Genomic DNA, 22,274 nt, shown 5'->3' on the forward strand with positions numbered 1-22,274 from the left:
AAGGAGCAGAGGAAGGCACTCGCTCACGAACCAGCGGAAAGCGGCGCTCACGGAGCAGCGGAAAGCGGCGCTCACGGAGCAGCGGAGATCAGCCGCGGAGAAGGGCGCGCGCCATGACCATGCGCTGGACCTGGTTGGTGCCTTCGTAGATCTGGGTGATCTTGGCGTCACGCATCATGCGCTCCACAGGGAAGTCGGTGGTGTAGCCGGCGCCGCCGAACAGCTGGACAGCGTCGGTGGTGACCTCCATCGCGACGTCGGACGCCATGCACTTGGACGCGGACGAGATGAACCCGAGGGGTCCGGCGCCACGCTCTGCACGGGATGCGGCCGCGTAGACCATGAGGCGAGCGGCTTCGACCTTCATCGCCATGTCGGCGATCATGAACTCGACGCCCTGGAACTGGCTGATGGTCTTGCCGAACTGCTTGCGCTCCTTGACGTACGCGATGGCGGCGTCGAGGGCGCCCTGAGCGACGCCGACGGCCTGTGCGCCGATGGTCGGGCGGGTGTGGTCGAGGGTCGCGAGCGCGGTCTTGAAACCGGTGCCCTCGTCGCCGATGATGCGGTCCTCGGGAATGGTGCAGTTCTCGAAGTACAGTTCGGCGGTGGGGCTGCCCTTGATGCCGAGCTTGTGCTCGAGAGGACCGACGGTGAAGCCCTCGTCGTCCTTGTGGACCATGAACGCCGAGATGCCGTTGGCACCCTTGTCGGGGTCGGTCACTGCCATGACCGTGTACCACGACGACTGGCCGCCGTTGGTGATCCAGCACTTGGAGCCGTTGATGACCCAGGTGTTGCCGTCCTTGCGCGCGCGGGTCTTCATCGCCGCGGCGTCGGAACCCGCCTCCCGCTCAGACAGCGCGTACGACGCCATCGCTTCACCGGACGCGATCGACGGCAGGACCTTGGCCTTGAGTTCGTCGGAGCCCGACAGGATCAGGCCCATGGTGCCGAGCTTGTTGACAGCCGGGATCAGCGATGCGGAGACGTCGACGCGTGCGACCTCTTCGATGACGATGCAGGCGGCAAGCGAGTCGGCGCCCTGACCTTCGAACTGCTCCGGCACGTGCACGGCGTTGAAACCATTGGCGACGAGGGCTGCACGAGCCTCTTCGGGGAAGCGAGCCTTCTCGTCGACCTCCTTGGCGTAGGGGGCGATCTCCTTCTCGCTCAGAGCACGAATGGCCTCACGGAGCGCCTCGTGCTCCTCCGGCAGCTGGAACAGATCAAAATCGGGATTGCCGAACTTGCCCATCGTGGTGACTCCTTTGCTGACACCCAGTGTCACCGAGTGCCGTCGTTTTGGTTCTGGTTGAGTTCATCACGGCACTGCGTGCCACGTCAATCGTTTCCGAACGATGTCGGCTATCTCATCCGCACTGAGATCGGCGCCATGCGTGACGACTGTGACGGCTGTGGCCTCTGCGCGCTCACGAGGTTGTGTGGTCGCGTGGATCCGGCGGAGTTCGTCATGGAGCACGGCCGCCGTCGCCGCCGAGTCCCCACGCACCATCTGCCGAAGCAGATGGTTGTGCGCACCGGTCACCGCGGCCGCGTAGGCCACCACGCGCACCCGAGGGACGTCGGGCATGCGCCGACGCAGCGATTCCTCGAACAACCGCTGGTAGCGGTATGTGGTGACGAGTTCACGGTCACGCAGGGCGGGTACTTGCGCGACGACCCGATACCGCCCGACAGCCAAGTCCCGGTGATCGGCGAAATGGGCGAAGACCTCTTCCGCGGCGGCGCATACGGCCCACCACGGGTCGTCGGCGTTCGCCTCGAGGCGCGAAGCGACCCTGGCCAGCAGTTCTTCGTGGTCGGCGAAGATCAGATCCTCTTTCGACCTGAACTGTCGGAACAACGTCCGGCGCGAAACTCCCGCCGCCGCCGCGACAGCGTCGACCGGAGTCGCCTCGTACCCGTGCTCGGCGAACAGGCGGATCGATTCGGCGACCACCTGCATGCGGAAGCCGACCGGATCGCCGTCCGCGGCGTCTGCGCTCATGCGTCCAGTATCGGAACCCCTCATCGATGAGGCAAGCTGGTGGGGTGAAGATTCCCCGCGCAGTGGCGCACGCGAACAAGGTCGTCACCAATCCGATTCAAGGCCTCTGGGCTGGGCGTATCGCCCCGTGGGCCGTCGTCGAGCATGTGGGACGGAAGTCGAACAAGTCGTATTCGACGCCGGTGCTGGCGTTCGTCGACGACGATCGGATCAGCATCGTCCTCCCCTACGGCACTGACGCGGATTGGGTGCGGAATGTGCTCGCCGCCGGTCGATTCACCCTCGTCCGAGGCGGGAAACGACTCGATGTCGCGGGCGCACGCGTCCTGCCCTCCGACTCCCCCGACGTCGTCAAGTCCGCCCGAATCCCGGCCATGGTCGCCGATTCGGTCCTGTACGGACGCATCGCCTGATGGGCGTCCTCGACGCTTTCACACGCCACGAGTTCACGAACGACGGCATCACTCATCACTACTACCGCAGTGGATCAGGCCCGGCGGTCATCGTCATCCCCGAAGTTCCCGGTGTGACGCCGAAAGTCGTCGAGTTCGCCCAACGTGTGGTGGACGCGGGGTTCACCGTGTTCATGCCGTCGTTGTTCGGCATCGACGGCGTCGGCACGATGCCCGACGGCATCCGCGGCATCGGCCCGTCACTCGCGACCTCAGTCGGCACCCTGACAAAAGTCTGCGTGAGCCGTGAGTTCACGATCTTCGCCACCGGCCGCAGCTCGCGGGTGGTCACCTGGCTGCGAGCACTGGCGCGAGTCGCGCACGACGACTGCGGAGGCCCCGGCGTCGGAGCGATCGGAATGTGCGTCAGCGGCGGTTTCGCCCTCAGCATGGCCGTCGACGAGCGCATGCTGGCGCCCGTCCTGTCACAGCCCTCACTTCCGCTCGGCATCTCCCCGAGCCGCCGCAAGAACATCGACATCTCCCCGGGCGACCTCGCGTGCGTCCGTGATCGGTGCGCCAAGGAAGGTCTCGAGGTGATGGGCGCACGGTTCACCGGCGACAAGCTCGTCCCGGGCGACCGGTTCGCGTTCCTTCGAGAACAACTCGGCGACGCCTTCATCGGTGTTGAGCTTCCCGACTCGGCGGCCAACCCCGATGCACTCATCCCACCGCATTCCGTCGTGACCGAGCACCTGGTGGACAAGCCGGGTGAGCCGACCCGCGACACCCTCGATCAGATCATCGCGTTCTTCCAGCGGAAACTCGCAGTCGCATGACGTCGCTCGACGCTAGCGTCCTCGACGACCCTTTCACCGAGGCACTCCGTGGTCCCCAGAGTCACTTCGCACGAAGTCGCGGGAGGATCTCGACCTTCGAACGCGACGTCTCCGTGTTCTACGGGCATCCCCGCGAGATGACGGACCAGGACTACACCGACATGGCAGCCCTGACCGGAATGGGCAGGACCGCGTCGCTGCGTGACCGCCGAGCCCCGCTTCCAACTCACGGTCTGCATCTTGTGGAGACGTTCGATCTCGTCCAATACGACGGATCGAACGTCACACCGGCACACGATCCCGAGTTGGTCGTTCTCGGATTGTCCGACGTCCCCGAGATGACCGCGCTCGTCGAACTCACCAAGCCCGGTCCGTTCCTGCCGAGAACCATCGAGATGGGCACGTATCTCGGCTGGCGAGACACCGACGGACGCCTCATGGCGATGGCCGGCCAACGTCTCCATCTACCTGGATGGACCGAGATCAGCGCAGTCTGCACCTATCCCGATGCCCGCGGACGAGGTCTCGCGCGTCGACTGGTCGCAGCCGTTGCACACGTCATCGTCGACGAGGGCGATCGACCGTTCCTGCACACCACCGCTGACAATCCCGCGACGCGGCTGTACGAGTCGATGGGCTTCGTCCTGCGCAGCGAAGTCGACCTGGAGATCGTTCGAGTGACAGGAGAGTGACCGTGTACAGCTTCACCCGCGACCTCCGCGTGCCCGTCGTCGGCGCCCCGATGGCCGGTGGCACCAGCACGCCCGCCCTGACCTCTGCAGTGTCGGACGCAGGCGGTTTCGGGTTCCACGGAGGCGCGTATCTCTCGCCCGACGCCTTGCGCGCCGATGTCCGTGCGATCCGCGAACTCACCGATCAGCCGTTCGGCGTCAATCTGTTCGTCCCCGAGCAGGTCGATGTGGACGAGGAGGAGTTCGCCGCATACCGGGAACGCCTCGCACCCCTCGCCGAGCGCGCGGGCGTCGTTCTGCCCGAGTCTGTGCCGTTCACCGACGACGCGTTCGACGCCAAGGTCGACGTACTGATCGCCGAAAGGGTGCCCGTCGTGTCGTTCACGTTCGGACTGCCCGACAGGAGCACAGTCGGTCGGCTGCACGATGCGGGAATCGCCGTCTCGTCCACCGTGACCAGCGTCGACGAAGCTCGGATAGCGGTGGACCACGGCGTGGACTCGCTGTGCGCGCAGGGTTTCGCCGCGGGCGGCCACCGCGCGACGTTCCGGATCCACGACGCCGACCCGCAGGTCGAGACTCTCGACCTCGTCCGGGCCGTCGCGCCACTCGGACTCCCCGTGGTCGGAGCAGGCGGAGTCTCCACGTCGCGCGACGTCGAGGCGATCCTCGGTGCAGGGGCCGTCGCCGCACAGATCGGGACCCTGCTCCTTCGGACGCCCGAAGCGGGCACACGGCAGGCCCACAAAGACGCCCTCGTCGACCCTCGATTCACTCGGACCGTCACCACCCGCGCCTACTCCGGGCGGCTGGCACGCGGCTTGGAGAACAACTTCATCCGCAGCAACGACGGCCACGCACCACTGGCCTATCCGCAGGTGAACACCCTTACTGGCGGCATTCGAAAGCAGTCGTCGACCGATGCCGACGTGATCAACCTGTGGGCGGGTTCCGGATTCCGCGAGGCCCGCGCCGTATCCGTCGCCGAGGTGATCAGCGGGCTCATCCCTCAGGCTCCGGACAGGTTCGATCAGTAGCCTCGGCCGAGGTCTGCCGACATGACGGACCTCACTGACACCGAAGGGGACACCGATGACGCTGACGCAGCCACCACGCCACGCCATCATCGACGACGAGCCGGACGAGATCGACACCGCCGAGCGCGTGTCGGCCGATGAGCCCACCGACGGGACTGTGCACTCACGGAGAATCGCCGCGCGTGTCATCGCACCGGTGATCGCGTGCGCGGCCGTCCTCCTCACCGGAGTGGTCGCAGGCGGATTCGTCTTCCTCAACACGGCGCCCGCGGTGCGTCCGCCTGCCGTGAATCTGAGCCCGGACGATGTCGAGTCCGCGCAGGAGTCGGTGTCGTCGGCAAAGATGATGATCGACATGCTGTCCACCGCAGTCTCCAGCGGGACCGCGGGCATCGACAAGGTGGTCTCGAGCATCGAGCCGACGTTCGCGTCGATCACCACCGCGGCGTCCGCTGCCGATCAGATGGCCGCAGGGTTGGCCCAAGCCCCCGATCTGCAGGCCGCAGCGGCGCAGATCACCGAACTCGGGTCGAGCGTGTCGAGCGGACTCGGCGAAGCGCAGAAACTCGCATCCTCGGCGAAAGACGTCGACGACCTCGTCACACCGATCATCGACGGACTCTCCCGCAGCGACGTGCCCGGCGCCGACAAGACCATCGCCCAACTGAAGTCACTGCAGGCCGCGAGCCGCGACATCTCGGCCTCACTCGGGAATCTCGGCGCCCTCCGAGGCGAACTCGATCGGACAACAGCCGCTGCGGGTCCGGCCGCACGTGAGATCGACGGTGCACTCGCTCAAGCGCGAACCGCCGCGACCGAACTCAAAGACGGACTGAACAAGCTCGCGTCGGCCAAGGGCGACACCGAGAAGGCTGCGGATTCGCTGTCGTCGGGAATCACGCAGCTCAAGGGCGCCCTGTCACTCGTGTCGAACAATCTCTCATCCGCTGACGAATCGTTGATGTCCGACGAGTCGCAGCAGCCCGCCTACCTGTTCGACCACGCGAATCGCATCGGCCGCGGGATCGTCGCGGGCGCATCGACCGCTCTCGGGCTCCTTCTGGTCGGCGTCGTCACCTGGGTCGTCGTTCGACGCCGACGTCGGACTGCCTGACCTCAGTCGTCGAGAAGGGTGCGGCGCAGGTTCTCGTCCTTGTCCAGCACCATCTGCTCGAGTCCCGCCTGGAACGACGTCATCGCCGTCTGCAGCGACGGATCGGAGGCGCCGAGGATGCGGACGGCGAGCAGACCTGCGTTGCGGGCGCCACCGATGGACACGGTGGCGACCGGGACACCCGCGGGCATCTGGACGATCGACAGCAGTGAGTCCATGCCGTCGAGGTACTTGAGCGGCACCGGGACACCGATCACGGGCAGCGGCGTAGCCGACGCCACCATCCCCGGCAGGTGCGCCGCCCCGCCCGCACCGGCGATGATCACGGAGATTCCGCGTCCGGCCGCATCCTTCGCGTAGTCGAGCATGCGCTGCGGCGTGCGATGCGCCGACACGACGCCGACCTCAAAAGGGACGCCGAACTCAGCGAGCGCTTCAGCGGCCGCTTCCATCGTCGGCCAGTCCGAGTCGCTGCCCATGATCAAGCCCACGCGGGGTCCTGCACTCATGTCGATTCTCCGTTCAGTTCAGGATGTGTCGTAAATCTGACCCCGATCCGGCCGAACAGGCTGATATCGAGGGGTCCCGCCCGTAGTACGTGACGGTTCTGCGAAGACGTTCAGTCGTGTGGGTTCCAGCCATCGGTCCAGACCGCGTGGCTCATCCAGTGAGCGGCACGCTCGGCACGCTCACGTACGGTCTCGACGCTCTCCCCGGACCGTCCGACGACGTTGATGTGACCGACCTTCCGGTCGGGGCGCTCACCCTTGCCGTACATGTGAACCTTCGCATCGGGCATGCGCGCGAACAGATGGTGGAGACGTTCGTCGACCGACATCTCCGGGGTCTCCGGGGCTCCGAGGACGTTCGCCATCACAGTGACGTCCGAGCGCGCCGACGTGTCGCCGAGCGGGTAGTCGAGGACGGCACGCAGATGTTGCTCGAACTGCGAGGTCACAGCTCCGTCCATCGTCCAGTGGCCGCTGTTGTGCGGACGCATCGCGAGCTCGTTGACAACGAGTTCACCGTCCAGCGTCTCGAAGAGCTCCATCGCCATCGCGCCGACCACACCAAGTTCGTCGGCGAGCCGCAACGCCATCTGCTGTGCCTTCTCCGCTACTTCCGGGTCGAGGTCGGGTGCGGGCGCGAGGACGACCGCGCACTGACCGTTGCGCTGAACAGTCTCGACGACGGGCCACGCCGCGCCCTGTCCGTACGGCGACCGGGCGATCATCGCCGACAGTTCGCGGCGCATCGTCACCTTCTGCTCCGCCATCAGGACGGTGTCGCCGCCGGCCTGCGCGTCGAACACCGCGAGAGCTTCCGCCTCGCCGTCCACGAGCCAGACCCCGCGGCCGTCGTAACCACCGCGAACTGCCTTGATCACGATCGCCCAGCGGTTCGCCGCACCGAACTCGATGAGTGCAGATCGGGCAGCGGCGACGTCACCGGACAGATCAGCGAACGCCGGAACAGGCAGACCGAGCGCGAACAGACGATTACGCATGTCCAACTTGTCCTGCGCGAACTGCAGGGCCTTCGACGGCGGACGTACCGCGACACCTTCGGCTTCCAGGGCGCGAAGGTGTTCGAGAGGCACACCCTCATGATCGAACGTCAATGCGACCGCGCCCTCGGCCGCCGTGCGCAGATCGTCCAGTTCGTCGTGCGACCCGAGCACGACGTCGGCGCTCACCTGAGCCGCCGGGTCGCTGGGCGACGCTGCGAGAACGCGCAGGCACTGCCCCAGTTCTATCGCTGACTGGTGGGTCATGCGGGCCAGTTGACCACCGCCGATCATCGTGACGGTCGGCATGCCGGATTCTCCTCGACGCGGTACAGAACTCACGGCGTCCATGGTCCCATGTCTGCCTCGAAACGCCGCATCGACCGCAGGAATGTGGAGCGCGCTCGAAGATTCCGTACACTCAAACGTTGTGCTGACAATCGACGGAGTGGTCTCCAAACTGCCGGGGCCCCTTCACCGGCTCGTGATGAAGCACAACGAGCTCATCAAGTTCGCGATCGTCGGCGGCACCACGTTCGTCGTCGACACGATCATCTATTACGCACTGATCTTCACGGTCCTCGAACCGAAGCCTGTGGTGGCGAAGATCATTTCGGGTGTCGTCGCCACCATCCTCAGCTATGTCCTGAACCGCGAGTGGGCGTTCAAGAATCGCGGCGGTCGCGAGAAACACCACGAGGCGATGCTGTTCTTCGGCATCAGCGGCATCGCGGTCCTCCTGACCGCGGCACCGCTCTGGCTCGCGAACAACGTGTTCGGGATGCGCGAGAACATCAACGGTCTGGAACTGGTCGTCCTCGACTTCGTGCTCGCCTTCATCATCGGCAACTTGATCGGCATGGGTTTCCGCTTCTGGGCCCTGCGCCGATTCGCCTTCCCCGAAGAGGAACCGATGGGCGGCGACGGCGGGTCAACCGACATCCACCCGAACGCCGACGAGCTCACCGATGAGGAACTCGGTCACGCCTGAGAGACGGATCGTTCGGCGACGTCCTTGCCAAGGTCGGGACGACGATTGAGAACACCGCCGGTCGTCGGAGCGTGAGGTCGAGGCGTCCGCCGTCCGCTTCGATGAGCGCCCTGGACAACGACAACCCCACGCCGCTGCGGCTGCCGCCGGAGAAGCCACGCCGGAACACCGAGATCGCGATGTCGTCCGGGATGCCCTCCCCTTCGTCGGCGACCGTGACTCGCACCATCTCGGCCGCCGGAAGGTTCGACAGCCTGACCGTCGTGGTGCCGGCCCCGTGCTGGAGAGAGTTGTCGATGAGAACGCTCAGCGCCTCGCGCAGGCGGCCCGGCTTCCCCGCGATCAGCGGTATCGCGTCAACCGCCTCCCACTCCAACGCCCGATTGTGAGCGCGGAACGCCGGCCGGAAGTCGCCGATCAGCGTCGCGACCACAACTTCGGCATCGATCGCCCCCTTGCCGACAGAGTCCTCCCGCGATGCCGCGACGAGTTCGTCCAGTTCGCGGGAGAGTCGTTCCACCTGCTCCAGTCCCGCCTCCGCCTCGGCGACGACGGCCTCGTCGGTGTGCAACGTCAGTTCGTCCAGCCGCAGGTGGACCGCCGTCAGTCTGCTGCGCAGCTGATGGGAGACGTCACCGACGATCTCGCCTTCCCGCTCGAGCCGCAGCGCGATCTCCTTGTTCGCGTCGGCGAGCGCCTCGGCGACCCGATCGAGCTCGTCGATGCCGTAACGAGGCCATTCGGACGAGAAGTCGCCTCGGGCCATCGCCTCTGCTCGGGCGGCGACGTCGGTGAGCGGGTCGGTCATCCGTCGCGCGGTGAGCACCGCGACTATCGCGCCACCTGTCACGGCCCCGGTGATGACGACCAACAGGATCCCGATCGCGAGGAACTGCTGCGGCCGCACGTCCTCGTCCGGGATCTCGAGAGTGAGTTGTGCGCGCGGACCGAGGCTGACCGACTCCGCGATCGTGGTCCCCGCCTGCTCGTCACCGAGTTGACGTTCGCTGTAGACGGTCGCTCCGGAGTCGTCGATGCGCGACGTGGTGAGAGTCAGCCGCCCCTCGGCCGGAATGAGGAGCCGGAACTGGTTGAGGTCGAGTTCCTCGGGCGGCACACCCCGGCCCGCCGCCTCCTCCGCGATGACGTGCTCGGACATGCGCTTGAGACTCTGCGAGAGGTTGTCGCGCGCCTCCTGCGACATCCATTGCCAGGTGAGTGCTGTCATCGGCACGCCGAGCAGAATGCCCATCGCCGCCAGGGTGGCGATCATCATCTTGAGTATCCGACGGCGCATGGCGAGGGTCTACGGGTCGAATCGGAAACCGACACCGCGGACGGTGACGATGTGCTTGCCGCGGCCGGGTTGGTCGTCGCCGATCTTCCGGCGGATCCACGAGATGTGCATGTCGAGGGTCTTCGACGACCTCAGATCGACCGATCCCCACACCTCGGTCATGATCTCGTCTCGTGACAACGCCTGCCCCGGCTTCGCCATCAAGAACTGCAGGAGGTCGAACTCCCGGTTGGCGAGGGTCAAGTCCTCCCCGCGGACCACCACGCGCCGAGCTCTCGCGTCCAATTGGATGTCGCCGTAATCGATCACCACATCGTCGGATTCGGCCGCACTGCGGCGCATGAGCGCCCGGACGCGGGCGAGCAGTTCGGCGAGCCGGAACGGTTTCCCGACATAGTCGTCGGCGCCTGCGTCGAGACCGACGACGAAGTCTACCTCGTCGGTGCGGGCCGTCAGCATCAGGACTGCGAGTTGTGGTCGTTCGACGCGGACTCGGCGACACACTTCGAGACCGTCGACACCGGGCAGCCCGAGATCGAGGATGAGGAGGGCGTATTCCTCCGACAACGCCTTCTCGAGGGCCTCGGTACCGGTCGAGGCGATGACGCACTCGTGCCCTTCGCGGGTCAACGCACGGGCCAACGGTTCTGCGATCGCCGCGTCGTCCTCGGCCAGGAGGATCGATCGTGTGCCCGTCACCGGCGACGACCCCTGGGGTCGTAGTCGTCCATCTCGCCGTCCTCCTCGTCGAGAAGCTCTTGATAGAGGAGCGCGTGGACGGCTTCAACGTCGGGGATGTCTGCGAACGACAGCGGGTCGTCGGACGCCGACTCGATCACCAGGGTGCCGGTCTTGAGCATCCGATCGATCAGTCCGTGCCGGAATTCGACGGTGTTGATCCGGCGGATCGGGATGTCGATGCCTGAACGCGTGATGATTCCGTTGCGGTAGATCACGCGGCGATCGGTCACGACGAAATGCGTCGTCCGCCACGACAGAAGCGGCCGGACCAGCCAGTATCCGGTGGCGGCGAGCCAGACGACGATGATGATCACGGTGAGCCACAGCTTCACACCGTCGGACATGGAGTCCGCGGTCCGCGTGTAGCCGAGCGCGACACCCGCGATCGCAGTGGCCACCCAGAAGATCAGCACAGGCACGATCAGGCATTTCCAGTGCGGATGTCGGTGGATCACGACGTGTTCACCGGGTGCGAGGTTCTCGCGTGGGTATCCCATGCTGTCCGAGCTTAGTGGGTCGAGCCGTTCTTCCGGGTCCGTCAGTACACTTGGGCGACTGGGAGTGACCCAGGATCTCTGTACGCGACCGGCGAAGGCTTGCACCATGACGAACTACGACCCACGCGACCCGCGTAACCGCGGTGATCAGAATCCGCAGACTCGCGCTTACAGCCAGGCGAACGATTACGGGGACTACGCGCAGCCGAAGTACACCGAGCAGTACTACTCAGAACCTCAGTACGCGGAACCCCAGTACGCGCAGCCGCAGTACGCCGAGCAGCCGCAGCAACGACGACGCCCGGCGCAGCGTCGAGGTCCCGACGTCGATCCCGTCATGTTCTGCGGCGGTGTCCTCATGACCGGCGTCGTCACGGGCCTCGCCGCTTGGCTGGCGGGTTGGATCATCCGCACGATCACTCAGAAGGTGAACGACTCCGGCCAGTTCGGCGTGTGGAACCCGTTGTCGCAGGACGAACTGTGGTTTGCCCTCGTCGGTTTTGTCGTCGCGCTCCTGGGCGGAGCCCTCTGGTATCTGCTGCAGGTCGGCACACCGGCGCCCGACCAGTTCTACAGGTGGATCGTCGGACTCCTGATCGCCTGCGCCGTCGTCATCCCGCTGACGATGTCGGCAGAGATCTCGACCGGCATCGGCACCGCGGTCATGCACCTCATCATCGGGCTCCCCGTGCTCGCCCTCATTCCGACGATGGCGAACGCGTCTCGACGCAAGAACCAGCGTTGAGTCAGACAGGCCGCAAGTGTGTGACGTCGCCGGCTGACGCGACGATCCGCTCGGACTCGGTCTGGACGATCACGCGTCCCTCCGTGTCGATGTCGACAGCGTCGCCGATCACTTCGACATCTCCCGGAAGGATCAGACGCACGCGCTTTCCGAGAGTGGCGCTCGCGGCGCGGTAGTCGCCGATGAGGTCGTCTATGTGCGACGGCCACGCGGACACCCGCGCCGACAGTGCACGCAGGTACGCTGCGGCGACCTCGGTCGATTCGATCTCGCGCGTGGAACGCGTCGAGATGCCACGGACCGACGCCGCGTTCGCCCCGGCCGCCACCTCGCGGTCGACGTCGATGTTGATGCCGGTTCCGATGACTGCCACACCCCCGCCGTCGGCGTTCGGCCGGAACTCGCAGAGGATGCCCGACAGTTTTCCGCCTGCCTCGCCGTCGACGGACGGCGCGAGGACGTCGTTCGGCCACTTCAGCTCGACGTCGACACCGGTCACCTCATTCAGCGCGTCCCGCACCGCGAGTCCGGTGAGCAACGAGAGCCAGCCGATCCGGTCGGTGTCTCCCGAGGTGACCGCGATGGCCGCCGAGACCGCCAACTGGCCGTGGGGTGTCTTCCAGACCCGCGCGTGCCGCCCTCGCCCCTGCGACTGGAAGCCCGCGATCCGGACCGTCCCGTCCAAATCTGCGCCCACATCCGCCGCTCGGGCGATGAGGTCCGCGTTGGTGGATCCCGTCTCGGGGACCACCTCGATCGAAGTCCAGCGGGTGCCCGCGAGCTGCTCGCGGAGGGTATTGACATCAGGCAGGTCGGTCACGATCACCAACCCTATCCGCACCCAGAAATCCGAATGTGAGGATATTCTCACATTCGATGCGGTTGACGCGGCTCACACCTTTCTCGTTAGCATCGATGTTCATGACCACTGCTTCGCGCGACGACAGCGCAGCTCCCGACATCCACACCACGGCAGGCAAGCTCGCCGACCTGCGGAATCGTCTGGCCGACGCCGAGTTCCCCGTCGGCGAGGCCGCCGCCGAGAAGATTCACGCCAAGGGCAAGTTGACTGCCCGGGAACGCATCACTCACCTGCTCGACGAGGGTTCGTTCGTTGAACTCGACGCGCTGGCACGTCACCGCAGCACCAACTTCGGTCTGGCCGAGAAGCGTCCCGTCGGCGACGGCGTCGTCGTCGGTTACGGAACCGTCGACGGCCGTGAGATCTGTGTGTTCAGCCAGGACGTCACCGTCTTCGGCGGCAGTCTCGGCGAGGTGTACGGCGAGAAGATCGTCAAGGTCATGGACCTCGCTCTCAAGACCGGCCGTCCGTTGGTCGGCATCAACGAGGGCGCGGGCGCACGCATCCAGGAGGGTGTCGTCTCGCTCGGCCTGTACGGCGAGATCTTCCACCGCAACGTCAAGGCGTCCGGTGTGATCCCGCAGATCTCGCTGATCATGGGCCCCGCCGCAGGCGGCCACGTCTACTCTCCCGCGCTCACCGACTTCGTCGTGATGGTCGACCAGACCAGCCAGATGTTCGTGACCGGACCCGACGTCATCAAGACCGTCACCGGCGAAGACGTCACCATGGAGGACCTGGGCGGCGCCCACACCCACATGGCGAAGTCCGGTGTCGCGCACTACGTCGCTCAGGACGAGGAAGACGCCCTCGAGTACGTCAAGGAACTCCTGTCGTACCTCCCCAGCAACAACCGCGCCGACGCACCGCGTCTGCCCGTGCCCGCCACCACCGGCGGCATCGAGGACAACCTCACCGAGGAAGACCTCGAACTCGACACGCTGATCCCGGATTCGCCGAACCAGCCGTACGACATGCACGAGGTGATCCGCCGGATCCTCGACGACGACGAGTTCCTCGAAGTCCAGGCCGAGCGCGCGATGAACGTGATCGTCGGCTTCGGTCGCGTCGACGGCCGCAGTGTCGGCATCGTCGCCAACCAGCCCACCCAGTTCGCGGGCTGCCTCGACATCGATGCGTCGGAGAAGGCTGCACGCTTCGTCCGCACGTGCGACGCGTTCAACGTCCCGATCATCACCCTGGTCGACGTCCCGGGCTTCCTGCCCGGCACCGATCAGGAGTACAACGGCATCATCCGCCGCGGCGCCAAGCTCCTGTACGCGTACGGCGAGGCGACGGTCGGCAAGATCACCGTCATCACCCGCAAGGCGTACGGCGGCGCATACGACGTCATGGGCTCCAAGCACATGGGCGCCGACGTCAACCTCGCATGGCCGACCGCGCAGATCGCCGTCATGGGCGCATCGGGCGCCGTGGGCTTCGTGTACCGCGGCAAGCTGAAGGAGGCAGAGGCGAACGGCGAAGACGTCGACGCACTGCGCCTGGAACTGCAGCAGGAGTACGAGGACACCCTCGTCAACCCGTACGTCGCCGCCGAGCGCGGTTACGTCGACGCCGTGATCCCGCCGAGCCACACGCGCGGCCAGATCGCGAACGCACTGCGACTCCTCGAGCGCAAGCTCGTCCAGCTGCCTCCGCGCAAGCACGGGAACATTCCGCTGTGACCGCCGATCAGCAGCCCGCCGACGCCACTGAGGCCAAGCCGTTCCTGACCGTCGTCTCCGGCAACCCGTCAGACGAAGACGTGGCCGTCCTGGTCAGCGTCCTGTCGGCCGCCGGTGGCGGCGACTCGGACAGCGGGCAGGAAATCCGCAACGACTGGGGCCGTCCGACGGACATGCACCGTCCTGCATGGGGCATGCCGACGTCGTTCACCAACCGCGGTTGATGATCTCGACCGTTCTCGGATCGGCGTCGCCTGCACGACTTCGTGTGCTGCGCGACGCCGGTCTGGACCCGACCGTCCTCGTGTCGGACGTCGATGAGGATGCGATCATCGACGAACTCGGCGACGCGTCCCCCGAAACGGTCGTGACCACGCTCGCGCGGGCCAAAGCAGATGCGGTCGTCTCGTCGATCCTCGCCGGCTCCGACCCCGCGTTCGCCTCGGCTGCCGCCGACGGTGTTGTACTGACCTGCGATTCGATGCTGCTGCTCGACGGTGAGCTGTCGGGCAAGCCGCACTCCCCCGAGGTCGCCGTTGCGCAATGGCGTCGGATGCGCGGCAACGTCGGGCATCTGATGACCGGCCACTGCATCACCCGACTGCGCAACGGGGCCGTCGAGTCCGTCGTCGCCGACCATCAGTCGACGGCCGTCAGATTCTCGGACATCTCCGATGAGTTGATCGAGCGCTATGTCGCGACCGGCGAACCGCTCAAGGTCGCGGGCGCGTTCACTCTGGACGGTCTCGGCGGATGGCTCCTCGACGGCATCGACGGCGACCCGTCGAGCGTGATCGGCATCAGCCTTCCGCTCACTCGCCGACTGCTCGCTCGCGTCGACGTGAACGTCGCCGACCTCTGGCGCTGACTCAGCGTTCGAACTGCACACGCGTTCAGCTGCAGTTCTTTGATAATCTGGCCTCCGTTGGAGGTGATGCGCCGTGTTGGGAACAAAGGAGAACCGTCAGCTTCTGATGAATGAAGCCGCGGTCGACGTACTACGGCGAAATCCCGAACTCGTCGGCAGTAGCATCCTCACCCGAAGCATGGACTCAACGCGTCAGCACACGTCGGGGACACACTATCGGCCGTACCTGGACGAATGGGACGCGCTCCTCCACTCACGGGACGTAGAGAGGATCGCCGCCGCAGTGCTGGCGGATGACGAGCACGGCCGGGCTCTGAGAGTGACCTCCCCACTGGGTTTTCTGCTCTCCGATGTGCAACGGAAGGGTGTCATCCGTCGGGCCATCGGCATTTGTGCAGCCACATGAACGACATCGAGATCCGTCTCGCGATCGCCGCCGCCTGCAAAGCGGCCGACACGTTGGTGGTCGTCGTCGGGTCTCAGGCCATCCTCGGCAGCTACTCGTCAGACGAGCTTCCGGACGAGGCGACGCGTTCACGGGAAGCCGACGCCACACCGTGGACACAGTTTGTCGGTGCCTCCAGCGAGGAAGAGATCGCAGAGTCCATCTCGCGGATCAATGTCGGAGTGGGCGAGTTCTCGCCCTTCCACGCTCGGCACGGATTCTACGTCGAGGGAGTACACGGATCGACGGTGATCTTGGCCGAGGACTGGGACAACCGGCTGGTTCGATTCGAGGCGACGATCGACGGAGGCGCTTATGAGTGCGTCGGCTGGTGCCTGCATCCCGAAGACATCTGCGTGTCGAAGATCATCGCTGGTCGCGAGCACGACCGCGAGTATGTCAAGGCGCTCATCGACGCAGGGTTCGTCGATGTGGGAACTGTCAGGAAGCGAGTTCTCGGCCCGCTGAGCTGGGGCGCTCACAAGCCAGACTCAACCGCCGTGACGAGGGCCGTCCGTTTCCTCGACTGGTTGGCCGAACGCGGGCCTGACGGGACCTGAACTCCGCAGCGATCTCGTTCACCAACCCTGTTGATGAACAGGACCACGCTCGCGAGGGCCAAGCCGATGCCGTCGACGCAGCCATCCTCAGCGACTCTGACCGGGAGTCGCCCCGCGTCGCTGACCTACGAAGAACTTCGGCACTGCGCACCGCGGATAGCGCGGCGCACAGTGCCGAAGTTCTTTTTCCCGAGTCAGCTGCCCAGGACTCCGGGCCAATAGTTCTTCAGGCACGTCAGCGGCTGCCCCTGGGAGGAGAAGTTCTCCATGAATCCGCGGGTCAGGGCGCGGATGCGCTCGAACGACGTGCCGTGTCCCTGGTTCGGGGCGGGATCGCCGACACTGATCACCAATGCCGCGGCCTGAGCGATCTCCTTGAGCGAGAGGTCCTTCCGGGCGAAGACTGTCGCCGCCCAGTTGCCTGCGAAGCAGTCGGCCAGCAGTTCCGGGTCGTTTCCGGTCGGGAGCTGCGACTCGCTCATCTTGTACGCGTCCATCAGGCGCCACATCACGTTGTGGCCGTACTCGTGGGCGATGATCGTGGCCGCGGTGAAGTCGCCGAGCATGACGCCCTTTGACCCGAGCAGTTTGCCCTGCCATATCTCGGCGAACGTCTCGACGGGCAGGATGATCGACCCCTTACGCTTCACTCCGACACCGTCGGGCAGTTCGTCCACCGGGCAGAAGAATGCGTTCGGGAAGTCGCTGGTCAGAGCGGGTTCCCCGGGCTCGGCGCATTCGCTGGTGAACGACGACCCGGGGGCGATGAGCTCACGTCCCGGCGAGATGCCCTCGATGTTGAGTTCCGCGAACCACTCCTGCCAAGTGGCGTCGAGGTCGTCGAGCACCTCGGTCATGTATGCGGGGACGGTCTCGTTCGAGTTGGCCGCGGTCACTCCACTCGGGTCGAGTCGCTTCTGCGAATAGACGGGAAGCTCGGGACATTCGGCGGCGGTGCAGCGCTTGGGGGGTTGCGGTGCGGCGCGTTTCGCCGTGCCGTCCGTGCCCCCTCCGCAGCCGGCGAGAGCGAGGACACCGACCACGATGACGGCGACCGCCGCGGCGAGTCGGGAGGATCGTCGGCGAGACGTGGTTTGCACCTGCATGCGCAGACGCTAACACCGAGGAGTTGCCTACCGTCACCACACCGTCATTCGTGCGACCGTATGCTGGGAACCGACAGTCGGCTCCGACTGCTGCGCACCAGAACTCGGGAGACCCTCGCATGCCTGTGGAATACGAATCCAATCCGGCTTTCGCCTCGTTCGCACACCCCGAACGCCTCGTCAGCACCGAATGGCTGTCGGCGCATCTCGGAGCTCCCGGGCTGAAGATCGTCGAGTCGGACGAAGACGTCCTGCTGTACGACATCGGCCACATCCCGACCGCGCAGAAGGTCGACTGGCACCTGCACCTCAACGATCCGGTGACGCGCGACTACATCGACGGCGAAGCGTTCGCGAAACTGATGAGCGAGAAGGGCATCAGCCGAGACGACACCGTCGTGATCTACGGCGACAAGAACAACTGGTGGGCCGCCTACGCCCTCTGGGTGTTCACTCTCTTCGGCCACGAAGACGTCAGGCTGCTCGACGGCGGGCGCGACGCGTGGATGGACGAGCAGCGCGAGACGTCGTTCGACGTCCCCGTCTACCCCGCCACCGACTATCCCGTCGTGGAGCGTGACGACGCGTCGATCCGCGCGTTCGCCGACGATGTGCTCGCCGAACTCGGCACCTCCCCGCTGATCGATGTCCGATCGCCGCAGGAGTACACGGGTGAGCGCACGCACATGCCCGACTACCCGGAGGAAGGCGCCCTCCGCGGCGGCCACATCCCGACCGCGGTCTCGATCCCGTGGGCCAAGGCCGCAGCACCCGACGGCCGCTTCCGCACCCGCCCCGAGCTCGAGGAGATCTACGCGGGCTTCGACGCGACGACGCCGACCATCGCGTACTGCCGCATCGGCGAGCGTTCGAGCCACACCTGGTTCGTCCTCACTCACCTGCTCGGCTTCGACAACGTCCGCAACTACGACGGCTCGTGGACCGAGTGGGGCAACCGTGTCCGCGTTCCGATCGTGCAGGGCGAAGAGCCCGGCGCGGCGCCCGCTCGCTGACAGGAAGCCCCCGAGATGACGCTGCCAGCTCCGCTCGCCGAGATCGTCGACGACTTCTCAGCGCTCGCCGACCCTGACAAGGTGACTCTGCTGTTGGAGTTCTCCAGCGAGTTGCCCGACATCCCCGCCTCGATGCAGACCGAGGCGATGGAGCCGGTTCCCGAGTGCCAATCGCCGATCTTCCTGTCGGTCGACGCGACCGACTCGTCATCGGTCAAGCTCTATTTCAGCGCGCCGCCGGAGGCTCCGACGACTCGCGGGTTCGCGTCGATCCTGCATCAGGGATTGGACGGCGCGTCGGCGCAGGAGATCACCGACGTCCCGTCGGATTTCTTTCACGATCTCGGCCTGGCATCGGTGATCAGTCCGCTTCGACTCCGAGGAATGGCAGGCATGCTGGCGCGCATCAAGCGTCAGGTGGCCGAGCAGACCGGCGCCTGAGGCGCCGACCTCAACGAGCGGAGCGATACGAAGGGCCGCACAGACGTATGGATTTCCTCCAGATCCTCGACGCGCCCGTCGAGCCCGGCGGGCTCGTCGAGTGGATACCCACCGTCGAGGGCGGCCTCGGCAACTGGCACCGCGACGACCGGCAGACCTCGCACAACCACGAGCAGCATCTGCGCGACGCGTTCGAGCACCGAGCGCGAACGCAACGGGAGGGCGGCCGCGAGTCGTGGCTCGGCCTGTCCATCAACTTCGACGAACCGATGTCTGTTCCGGCGATCCGTGCCGCGCTGATCGCGTGGATCTCTCGCCACGAGGTGCTGCGCACGCACGTGGTCCTCAAACGTGACGGCACCGAGCGGTACTCGACACCGCCCGAGACCGTTCGACTGAAGATGACGCGGATCGGCTGGTACACCGAGTCGACCATGCTTCTCGAACAGGTGGCGGGATCGTTCGACCGCGCGACGGCTCCCCTCCACTGGCCCGCGTACCGGTTCGCAACCGTCGCTCGCGGCGATTCGTTCACCCTGCTGTTCGCCGCCGACCATTCGCTGGTGGACGGCTACTCCCTGGTCACCGCGCAGTACGAACTGACCGAGTTGTACCGCGCTGAACGCGACCGCCGCGCCGCGGTGCTCCCGGAGACCGGCAGCTACATCGACTTCGGAGACGCCGAGCGGCGAGCCGCCGACAACGCCGATTCCGCGCATCCCGCCGTGCGCACTTGGCGAACATTCGTCGACCACCACGGCGTTCCGTTCTTCGCTCCGTTGCGTCCCACGGTGGGCGATTCGCCCGACCCGTTCATGGTGGAGCATCCCGCACAGGCATCGCGTACCGAGCGGCTGCTGGACGAGACGTCGACCCGGCGTTTCGAGGCCGCCTGTGCGGCGACCGGCGGCAATCTCGTCGCCGGCGTCCTGGCAGCGCTGGCCCTCGCCTACCACCGCGCAGCGCCCGAGTCGGAGTTCTCGTGTGTGATGCCGCGTCACACCCGAGACGACGCCCGCTGGCAGCACTCCCTCGGATGGTTCGTCGGCCTCGCACCGATAGCGTTCCCGGTCGACGATGGGACCGACATGGCCGAGGCGACCCGACTCGCGTCCGACGCACTGCGGGCCGGCAGACACGGCGCGACGCTCCCCTTCCTCCGGGTGGCCGAGTTGCTCGGCGAGACCCCCGTCCCCAAGTTCGTCGTCTCGTTCATGGATTCGCGGGGCACGCCGACCGCCGACGCCGCCGATGCGGGAGGTGCACAGGTGTTGCGCAGCCACTCGTACGCAGGTGACGAGATGTACGTGTGGGTCAACCGGACGCCGTCGGGCCTTCGGATGCACTCGCGGTATCCGGCTGAACAGCCCGGCCGGGTGGTGCCGTTTCTTGACGACTTCGCCGATCTACTCGCGAGTACGGCCGACGGCAGGTAGAACCAGTCCTAAGTTTTCTAGGTGTCGGTCGACCGAGCGATTGCTCGGTGGGTTACGCTCACTGACGGAAATCATGGTGTCCGACACCCCGCGGACACCGTGCAGAGCGCCACACGTGGAGCAATCCCGCGCGCGACGCGCACGCTTACGACGACGGCCCGCAGGCGGGCCCGCCCACAGGAGAGCCAGTGTCTATCGCACAGACGACCATCAAGAAGGTTCTGATCGCCAACCGCGGCGAGATCGCGGTCCGCGTGATCCGCGCGGCCAAGGACGCAGGCATCGCCAGCGTCGCGGTGTACGCGGAACCCGACGCGAACGCGCTGTTCGTTCAGCTCGCCGATGAGGCGTTCGCACTCGGCGGCCAGACGTCCGCCGAGTCGTACCTGGTGTTCGACAAGATCCTCGACGCCGCGGCGCAGTCGGGCGCAGACGCCATCCACCCCGGCTACGGCTTCCTCTCGGAGAACGCCGATTTCGCACAGGCCGTCATCGATGCGGGCATCACCTGGATCGGCCCGTCGCCCCAGTCCATTCGTGATCTCGGAGACAAGGTGACCGCGCGTCACATCGCCGAACGCGCCAAGGCCCCGATGGCCGCGGGCACGAAGGATCCGGTCGCCGACGCGGCCGAGGTGGTCGCCTTCGCAGAGCAGTACGGCGTCCCGGTTGCGATCAAGGCGGCGTTCGGCGGCGGCGGCCGCGGCATGAAGGTCGCCCAGACCATCGAAGAGATCCCCGAGCTGTTCGAGTCGGCCACCCGCGAGGCCGTCGCGGCCTTCGGTCGCGGCGAGTGCTTCGTCGAGCAGTACCTCGACAAGGCGCGCCACGTCGAGGCCCAGGTCATCGCCGACCAGCACGGCAACGTCGTCGTCGCGGGCACCCGCGACTGCTCGCTCCAGCGCCGCTTCCAGAAGCTCGTCGAGGAGGCCCCCGCGCCGTTCCTGACCGACGACCAGCGCGGCCGCATCCACAGCTCGGCCAAGGCCATCTGCCGCGAGGCCGGCTACTACGGCGCGGGCACCGTCGAGTACCTGGTTCAGGGCGACACCGTCTCGTTCCTCGAAGTCAACACGCGCCTGCAGGTGGAGCACCCGGTCACCGAGGAGACCGCGGGCATCGACCTCGTCCGTCAGCAGTTCCGCATCGCCGAAGGCAAGGAACTGACGATCACCGAGGACCCGACCCCCCGCGGTCACTCCTTCGAGTTCCGCATCAACGGTGAGGACGCCGGTCGCGGCTTCCTCCCCGCCCCCGGCCCCGTCGCCGTCTACCGCGAGCCCACCGGCCCCGGCGTCCGCGTCGACTCCGGTGTCCGCGAGGGCGACGTCATCGGCGGACAGTTCGACTCGATGCTCGCCAAGCTCATCGTCACCGGCGAGAACCGCGAGCAGGCGCTGGAGCGTTCGCGTCGTGCACTCGCCGAGTTCGAGGTCGACGGCCTCGCCACCGTCATCCCGTTCCACCGCCACATCGTGTCGAACCCCGCGTTCATCGGTGACGGCGAGTCGTTCGACGTCTACACCAAGTGGATCGAGACCGACTGGGACAACACCATCGAGCCGTACACCGGCGGCCAGCCGATCGACGAGGACGACGCGGCCCCGCGCCAGAAGGTCGTCGTCGAGGTCGGCGGTCGTCGTGTCGAGGTGTCGCTCCCGGGCGACCTGAACCTCGGCGGCGGTGGCGGTTCGGCGAACGGCGCAGTGCGTCGTAAGCCGAAGGCCCGCACCCGCACCAAGGGCGGCGGCAAGGCAGCGTCCGGCGACGCCGTGACCGCACCGATGCAGGGAACCGTCGTCAAGGTGGCCGTCAACGAAGGCGACACCGTCGCCGAGGGCGACCTGGTCGTCGTGTTGGAGGCCATGAAGATGGAGAACCCGGTCACCGCGCACAAGAGCGGAACCGTCACCGGGCTGTCGGTCGAAGCCGGCGCCGCCGTCACCCAGGGCACCGCCCTCCTCGAGATCAAGTAGCACGTCGCGCGGACGCTTC

Annotated in this window: 24 protein-coding genes; 15 read left to right on the top strand and 9 right to left on the bottom strand. The window is 66.3% G+C overall.

Annotation, left to right across the window (positions count from 1 at the left end):
• Positions 1-88 precede the first annotated feature (88 nt).
• Positions 89-1,258 (bottom strand): acyl-CoA dehydrogenase, encoded by a 1,170-nt coding sequence (locus tag GM1_RS13915; RefSeq protein WP_008379787.1) that lies wholly within the window; start codon positions 1,256-1,258, stop codon positions 89-91.
• Between the two features lie 66 nt (positions 1,259-1,324).
• A complete protein-coding gene (locus GM1_RS13920) occupies positions 1,325-2,011 on the bottom strand; it encodes a TetR/AcrR family transcriptional regulator (RefSeq protein ID WP_008379788.1) in 687 nt (228 codons plus the stop codon).
• A 44-nt stretch (positions 2,012-2,055) separates the two neighbouring features.
• On the opposite strand from GM1_RS13920, the gene GM1_RS13925 reads away from it, so the two are divergent.
• From GM1_RS13925 to GM1_RS13945, 5 genes are read left to right on the top strand one after another with little or no spacing between them, the layout of a single operon-like run.
• A complete protein-coding gene (locus GM1_RS13925) occupies positions 2,056-2,424 on the top strand; it encodes a nitroreductase family deazaflavin-dependent oxidoreductase (protein WP_008379790.1) in 369 nt (122 codons plus the stop codon).
• A complete protein-coding gene (locus tag GM1_RS13930) occupies positions 2,424-3,242 on the top strand; it encodes a dienelactone hydrolase family protein (protein ID WP_008379791.1) in 819 nt (272 codons plus the stop codon). The genes GM1_RS13925 and GM1_RS13930 overlap by 1 nt, the downstream gene beginning before the upstream one ends.
• Positions 3,239-3,934, top strand: a complete 696-nt coding sequence (locus GM1_RS13935; protein WP_008379792.1) for a GNAT family N-acetyltransferase — start codon at positions 3,239-3,241, stop codon at positions 3,932-3,934. The genes GM1_RS13930 and GM1_RS13935 overlap by 4 nt, the downstream gene beginning before the upstream one ends.
• 2 nt (positions 3,935-3,936) lie before the next feature.
• The gene (locus GM1_RS13940; protein ID WP_008379793.1) at positions 3,937-4,971 is read left to right on the top strand and encodes a nitronate monooxygenase; all 1,035 of its coding nucleotides are present in this window, start codon (positions 3,937-3,939) and stop codon (positions 4,969-4,971) included.
• A 55-nt stretch (positions 4,972-5,026) separates the two neighbouring features.
• Complete coding sequence (locus GM1_RS13945; RefSeq protein ID WP_008379794.1) at positions 5,027-6,085, top strand: hypothetical protein; 1,059 nt, start codon at positions 5,027-5,029, stop codon at positions 6,083-6,085.
• 2 nt (positions 6,086-6,087) lie between these two features.
• Here the strand turns inward: GM1_RS13945 and purE are convergent, their stop codons facing one another.
• Complete coding sequence (purE, locus tag GM1_RS13950; protein WP_008379795.1) at positions 6,088-6,594, bottom strand: 5-(carboxyamino)imidazole ribonucleotide mutase; 507 nt, start codon at positions 6,592-6,594, stop codon at positions 6,088-6,090.
• 110 nt (positions 6,595-6,704) lie between these two features.
• On the bottom strand, positions 6,705-7,943 hold the full coding sequence (locus GM1_RS13955; protein WP_075051943.1) for a 5-(carboxyamino)imidazole ribonucleotide synthase: 1,239 nt from the start codon (positions 7,941-7,943) through the stop codon (positions 6,705-6,707).
• Between the two features lie 40 nt (positions 7,944-7,983).
• Here GM1_RS13955 and GM1_RS13960 point away from each other — a divergent pair, with 40 nt between their 5' ends.
• Entirely contained in the window at positions 7,984-8,583 is a 600-nt protein-coding gene (locus tag GM1_RS13960) for a GtrA family protein (protein WP_052005417.1), read from the top strand.
• Here the strand turns inward: GM1_RS13960 and GM1_RS13965 are convergent.
• From GM1_RS13965 to GM1_RS13975, 3 genes are read right to left on the bottom strand one after another with little or no spacing between them, the layout of a single operon-like run.
• Positions 8,555-9,880: a sensor histidine kinase gene (locus GM1_RS13965; protein ID WP_008379798.1), complete on the bottom strand. Its 1,326-nt coding sequence runs from the start codon at positions 9,878-9,880 to the stop codon at positions 8,555-8,557. The genes GM1_RS13960 and GM1_RS13965 overlap by 29 nt on opposite strands.
• Before the next feature lie 9 nt (positions 9,881-9,889).
• Positions 9,890-10,579: a response regulator transcription factor gene (locus GM1_RS13970; RefSeq protein WP_008379799.1), complete on the bottom strand. Its 690-nt coding sequence runs from the start codon at positions 10,577-10,579 to the stop codon at positions 9,890-9,892.
• Positions 10,576-11,118, bottom strand: coding sequence for a PH domain-containing protein (locus GM1_RS13975; RefSeq protein WP_008379800.1), 543 nt, complete (start codon positions 11,116-11,118; stop codon positions 10,576-10,578). Before GM1_RS13975 ends, GM1_RS13970 begins: the two co-directional genes overlap by 4 nt.
• 106 nt (positions 11,119-11,224) lie before the next feature.
• Here GM1_RS13975 and GM1_RS13980 point away from each other — a divergent pair, with 106 nt between their 5' ends.
• Positions 11,225-11,863, top strand: a complete 639-nt coding sequence (locus GM1_RS13980) for a DUF6069 family protein (RefSeq protein ID WP_008379801.1) — start codon at positions 11,225-11,227, stop codon at positions 11,861-11,863.
• Position 11,864: 1 nt separating this feature from the next.
• On the opposite strand, the gene GM1_RS13985 is transcribed toward GM1_RS13980, so the two are convergent.
• Positions 11,865-12,689, bottom strand: coding sequence for a biotin--[acetyl-CoA-carboxylase] ligase (locus GM1_RS13985; RefSeq protein WP_008379802.1), 825 nt, complete (start codon positions 12,687-12,689; stop codon positions 11,865-11,867).
• 95 nt (positions 12,690-12,784) lie between these two features.
• On the opposite strand from GM1_RS13985, the gene GM1_RS13990 reads away from it, so the two are divergent.
• From GM1_RS13990 to GM1_RS14010, 4 genes are all read left to right on the top strand, one after another.
• Entirely contained in the window at positions 12,785-14,410 is a 1,626-nt protein-coding gene (locus GM1_RS13990; protein ID WP_008379803.1) for an acyl-CoA carboxylase subunit beta, read from the top strand.
• Positions 14,407-14,634, top strand: coding sequence for an acyl-CoA carboxylase subunit epsilon (locus GM1_RS13995; protein WP_008379804.1), 228 nt, complete (start codon positions 14,407-14,409; stop codon positions 14,632-14,634). Before GM1_RS13990 ends, GM1_RS13995 begins: the two co-directional genes overlap by 4 nt.
• On the top strand, positions 14,634-15,278 hold the full coding sequence (locus GM1_RS14000; RefSeq protein ID WP_008379805.1) for a Maf family protein: 645 nt from the start codon (positions 14,634-14,636) through the stop codon (positions 15,276-15,278). Before GM1_RS13995 ends, GM1_RS14000 begins: the two co-directional genes overlap by 1 nt.
• Positions 15,279-15,680: 402 nt before the next feature.
• Positions 15,681-16,283 (top strand): DUF6036 family nucleotidyltransferase, encoded by a 603-nt coding sequence (locus tag GM1_RS14010; RefSeq protein ID WP_008379809.1) that lies wholly within the window; start codon positions 15,681-15,683, stop codon positions 16,281-16,283.
• Between the two features lie 194 nt (positions 16,284-16,477).
• Here the strand turns inward: GM1_RS14010 and GM1_RS14015 are convergent, their stop codons facing one another.
• A complete protein-coding gene (locus GM1_RS14015) occupies positions 16,478-17,389 on the bottom strand; it encodes a neutral zinc metallopeptidase (protein WP_008379810.1) in 912 nt (303 codons plus the stop codon).
• 119 nt (positions 17,390-17,508) lie between these two features.
• Between GM1_RS14015 and GM1_RS14020 the strand changes: the two genes are divergently transcribed.
• The 4 genes from GM1_RS14020 to GM1_RS14035 all read left to right on the top strand — a co-directional run bounded on the left by GM1_RS14020 (position 17,509) and on the right by GM1_RS14035 (position 22,255).
• Complete coding sequence (locus GM1_RS14020; protein WP_008379811.1) at positions 17,509-18,402, top strand: sulfurtransferase; 894 nt, start codon at positions 17,509-17,511, stop codon at positions 18,400-18,402.
• Between the two features lie 15 nt (positions 18,403-18,417).
• Complete coding sequence (locus tag GM1_RS14025; protein WP_008379812.1) at positions 18,418-18,843, top strand: SufE family protein; 426 nt, start codon at positions 18,418-18,420, stop codon at positions 18,841-18,843.
• A 47-nt stretch (positions 18,844-18,890) separates the two neighbouring features.
• Entirely contained in the window at positions 18,891-20,279 is a 1,389-nt protein-coding gene (locus GM1_RS14030; protein ID WP_008379813.1) for a condensation domain-containing protein, read from the top strand.
• Positions 20,280-20,467: 188 nt separating this feature from the next.
• The gene (locus GM1_RS14035) at positions 20,468-22,255 is read left to right on the top strand and encodes an acetyl/propionyl/methylcrotonyl-CoA carboxylase subunit alpha (protein WP_008379815.1); all 1,788 of its coding nucleotides are present in this window, start codon (positions 20,468-20,470) and stop codon (positions 22,253-22,255) included.
• The last annotated feature ends 19 nt before the right edge of the window (positions 22,256-22,274 follow it).

Source organism: Gordonia malaquae NBRC 108250 (assembly GCF_000344135.1).
GTDB lineage: Bacteria > Actinomycetota > Actinomycetes > Mycobacteriales > Mycobacteriaceae > Gordonia > Gordonia malaquae.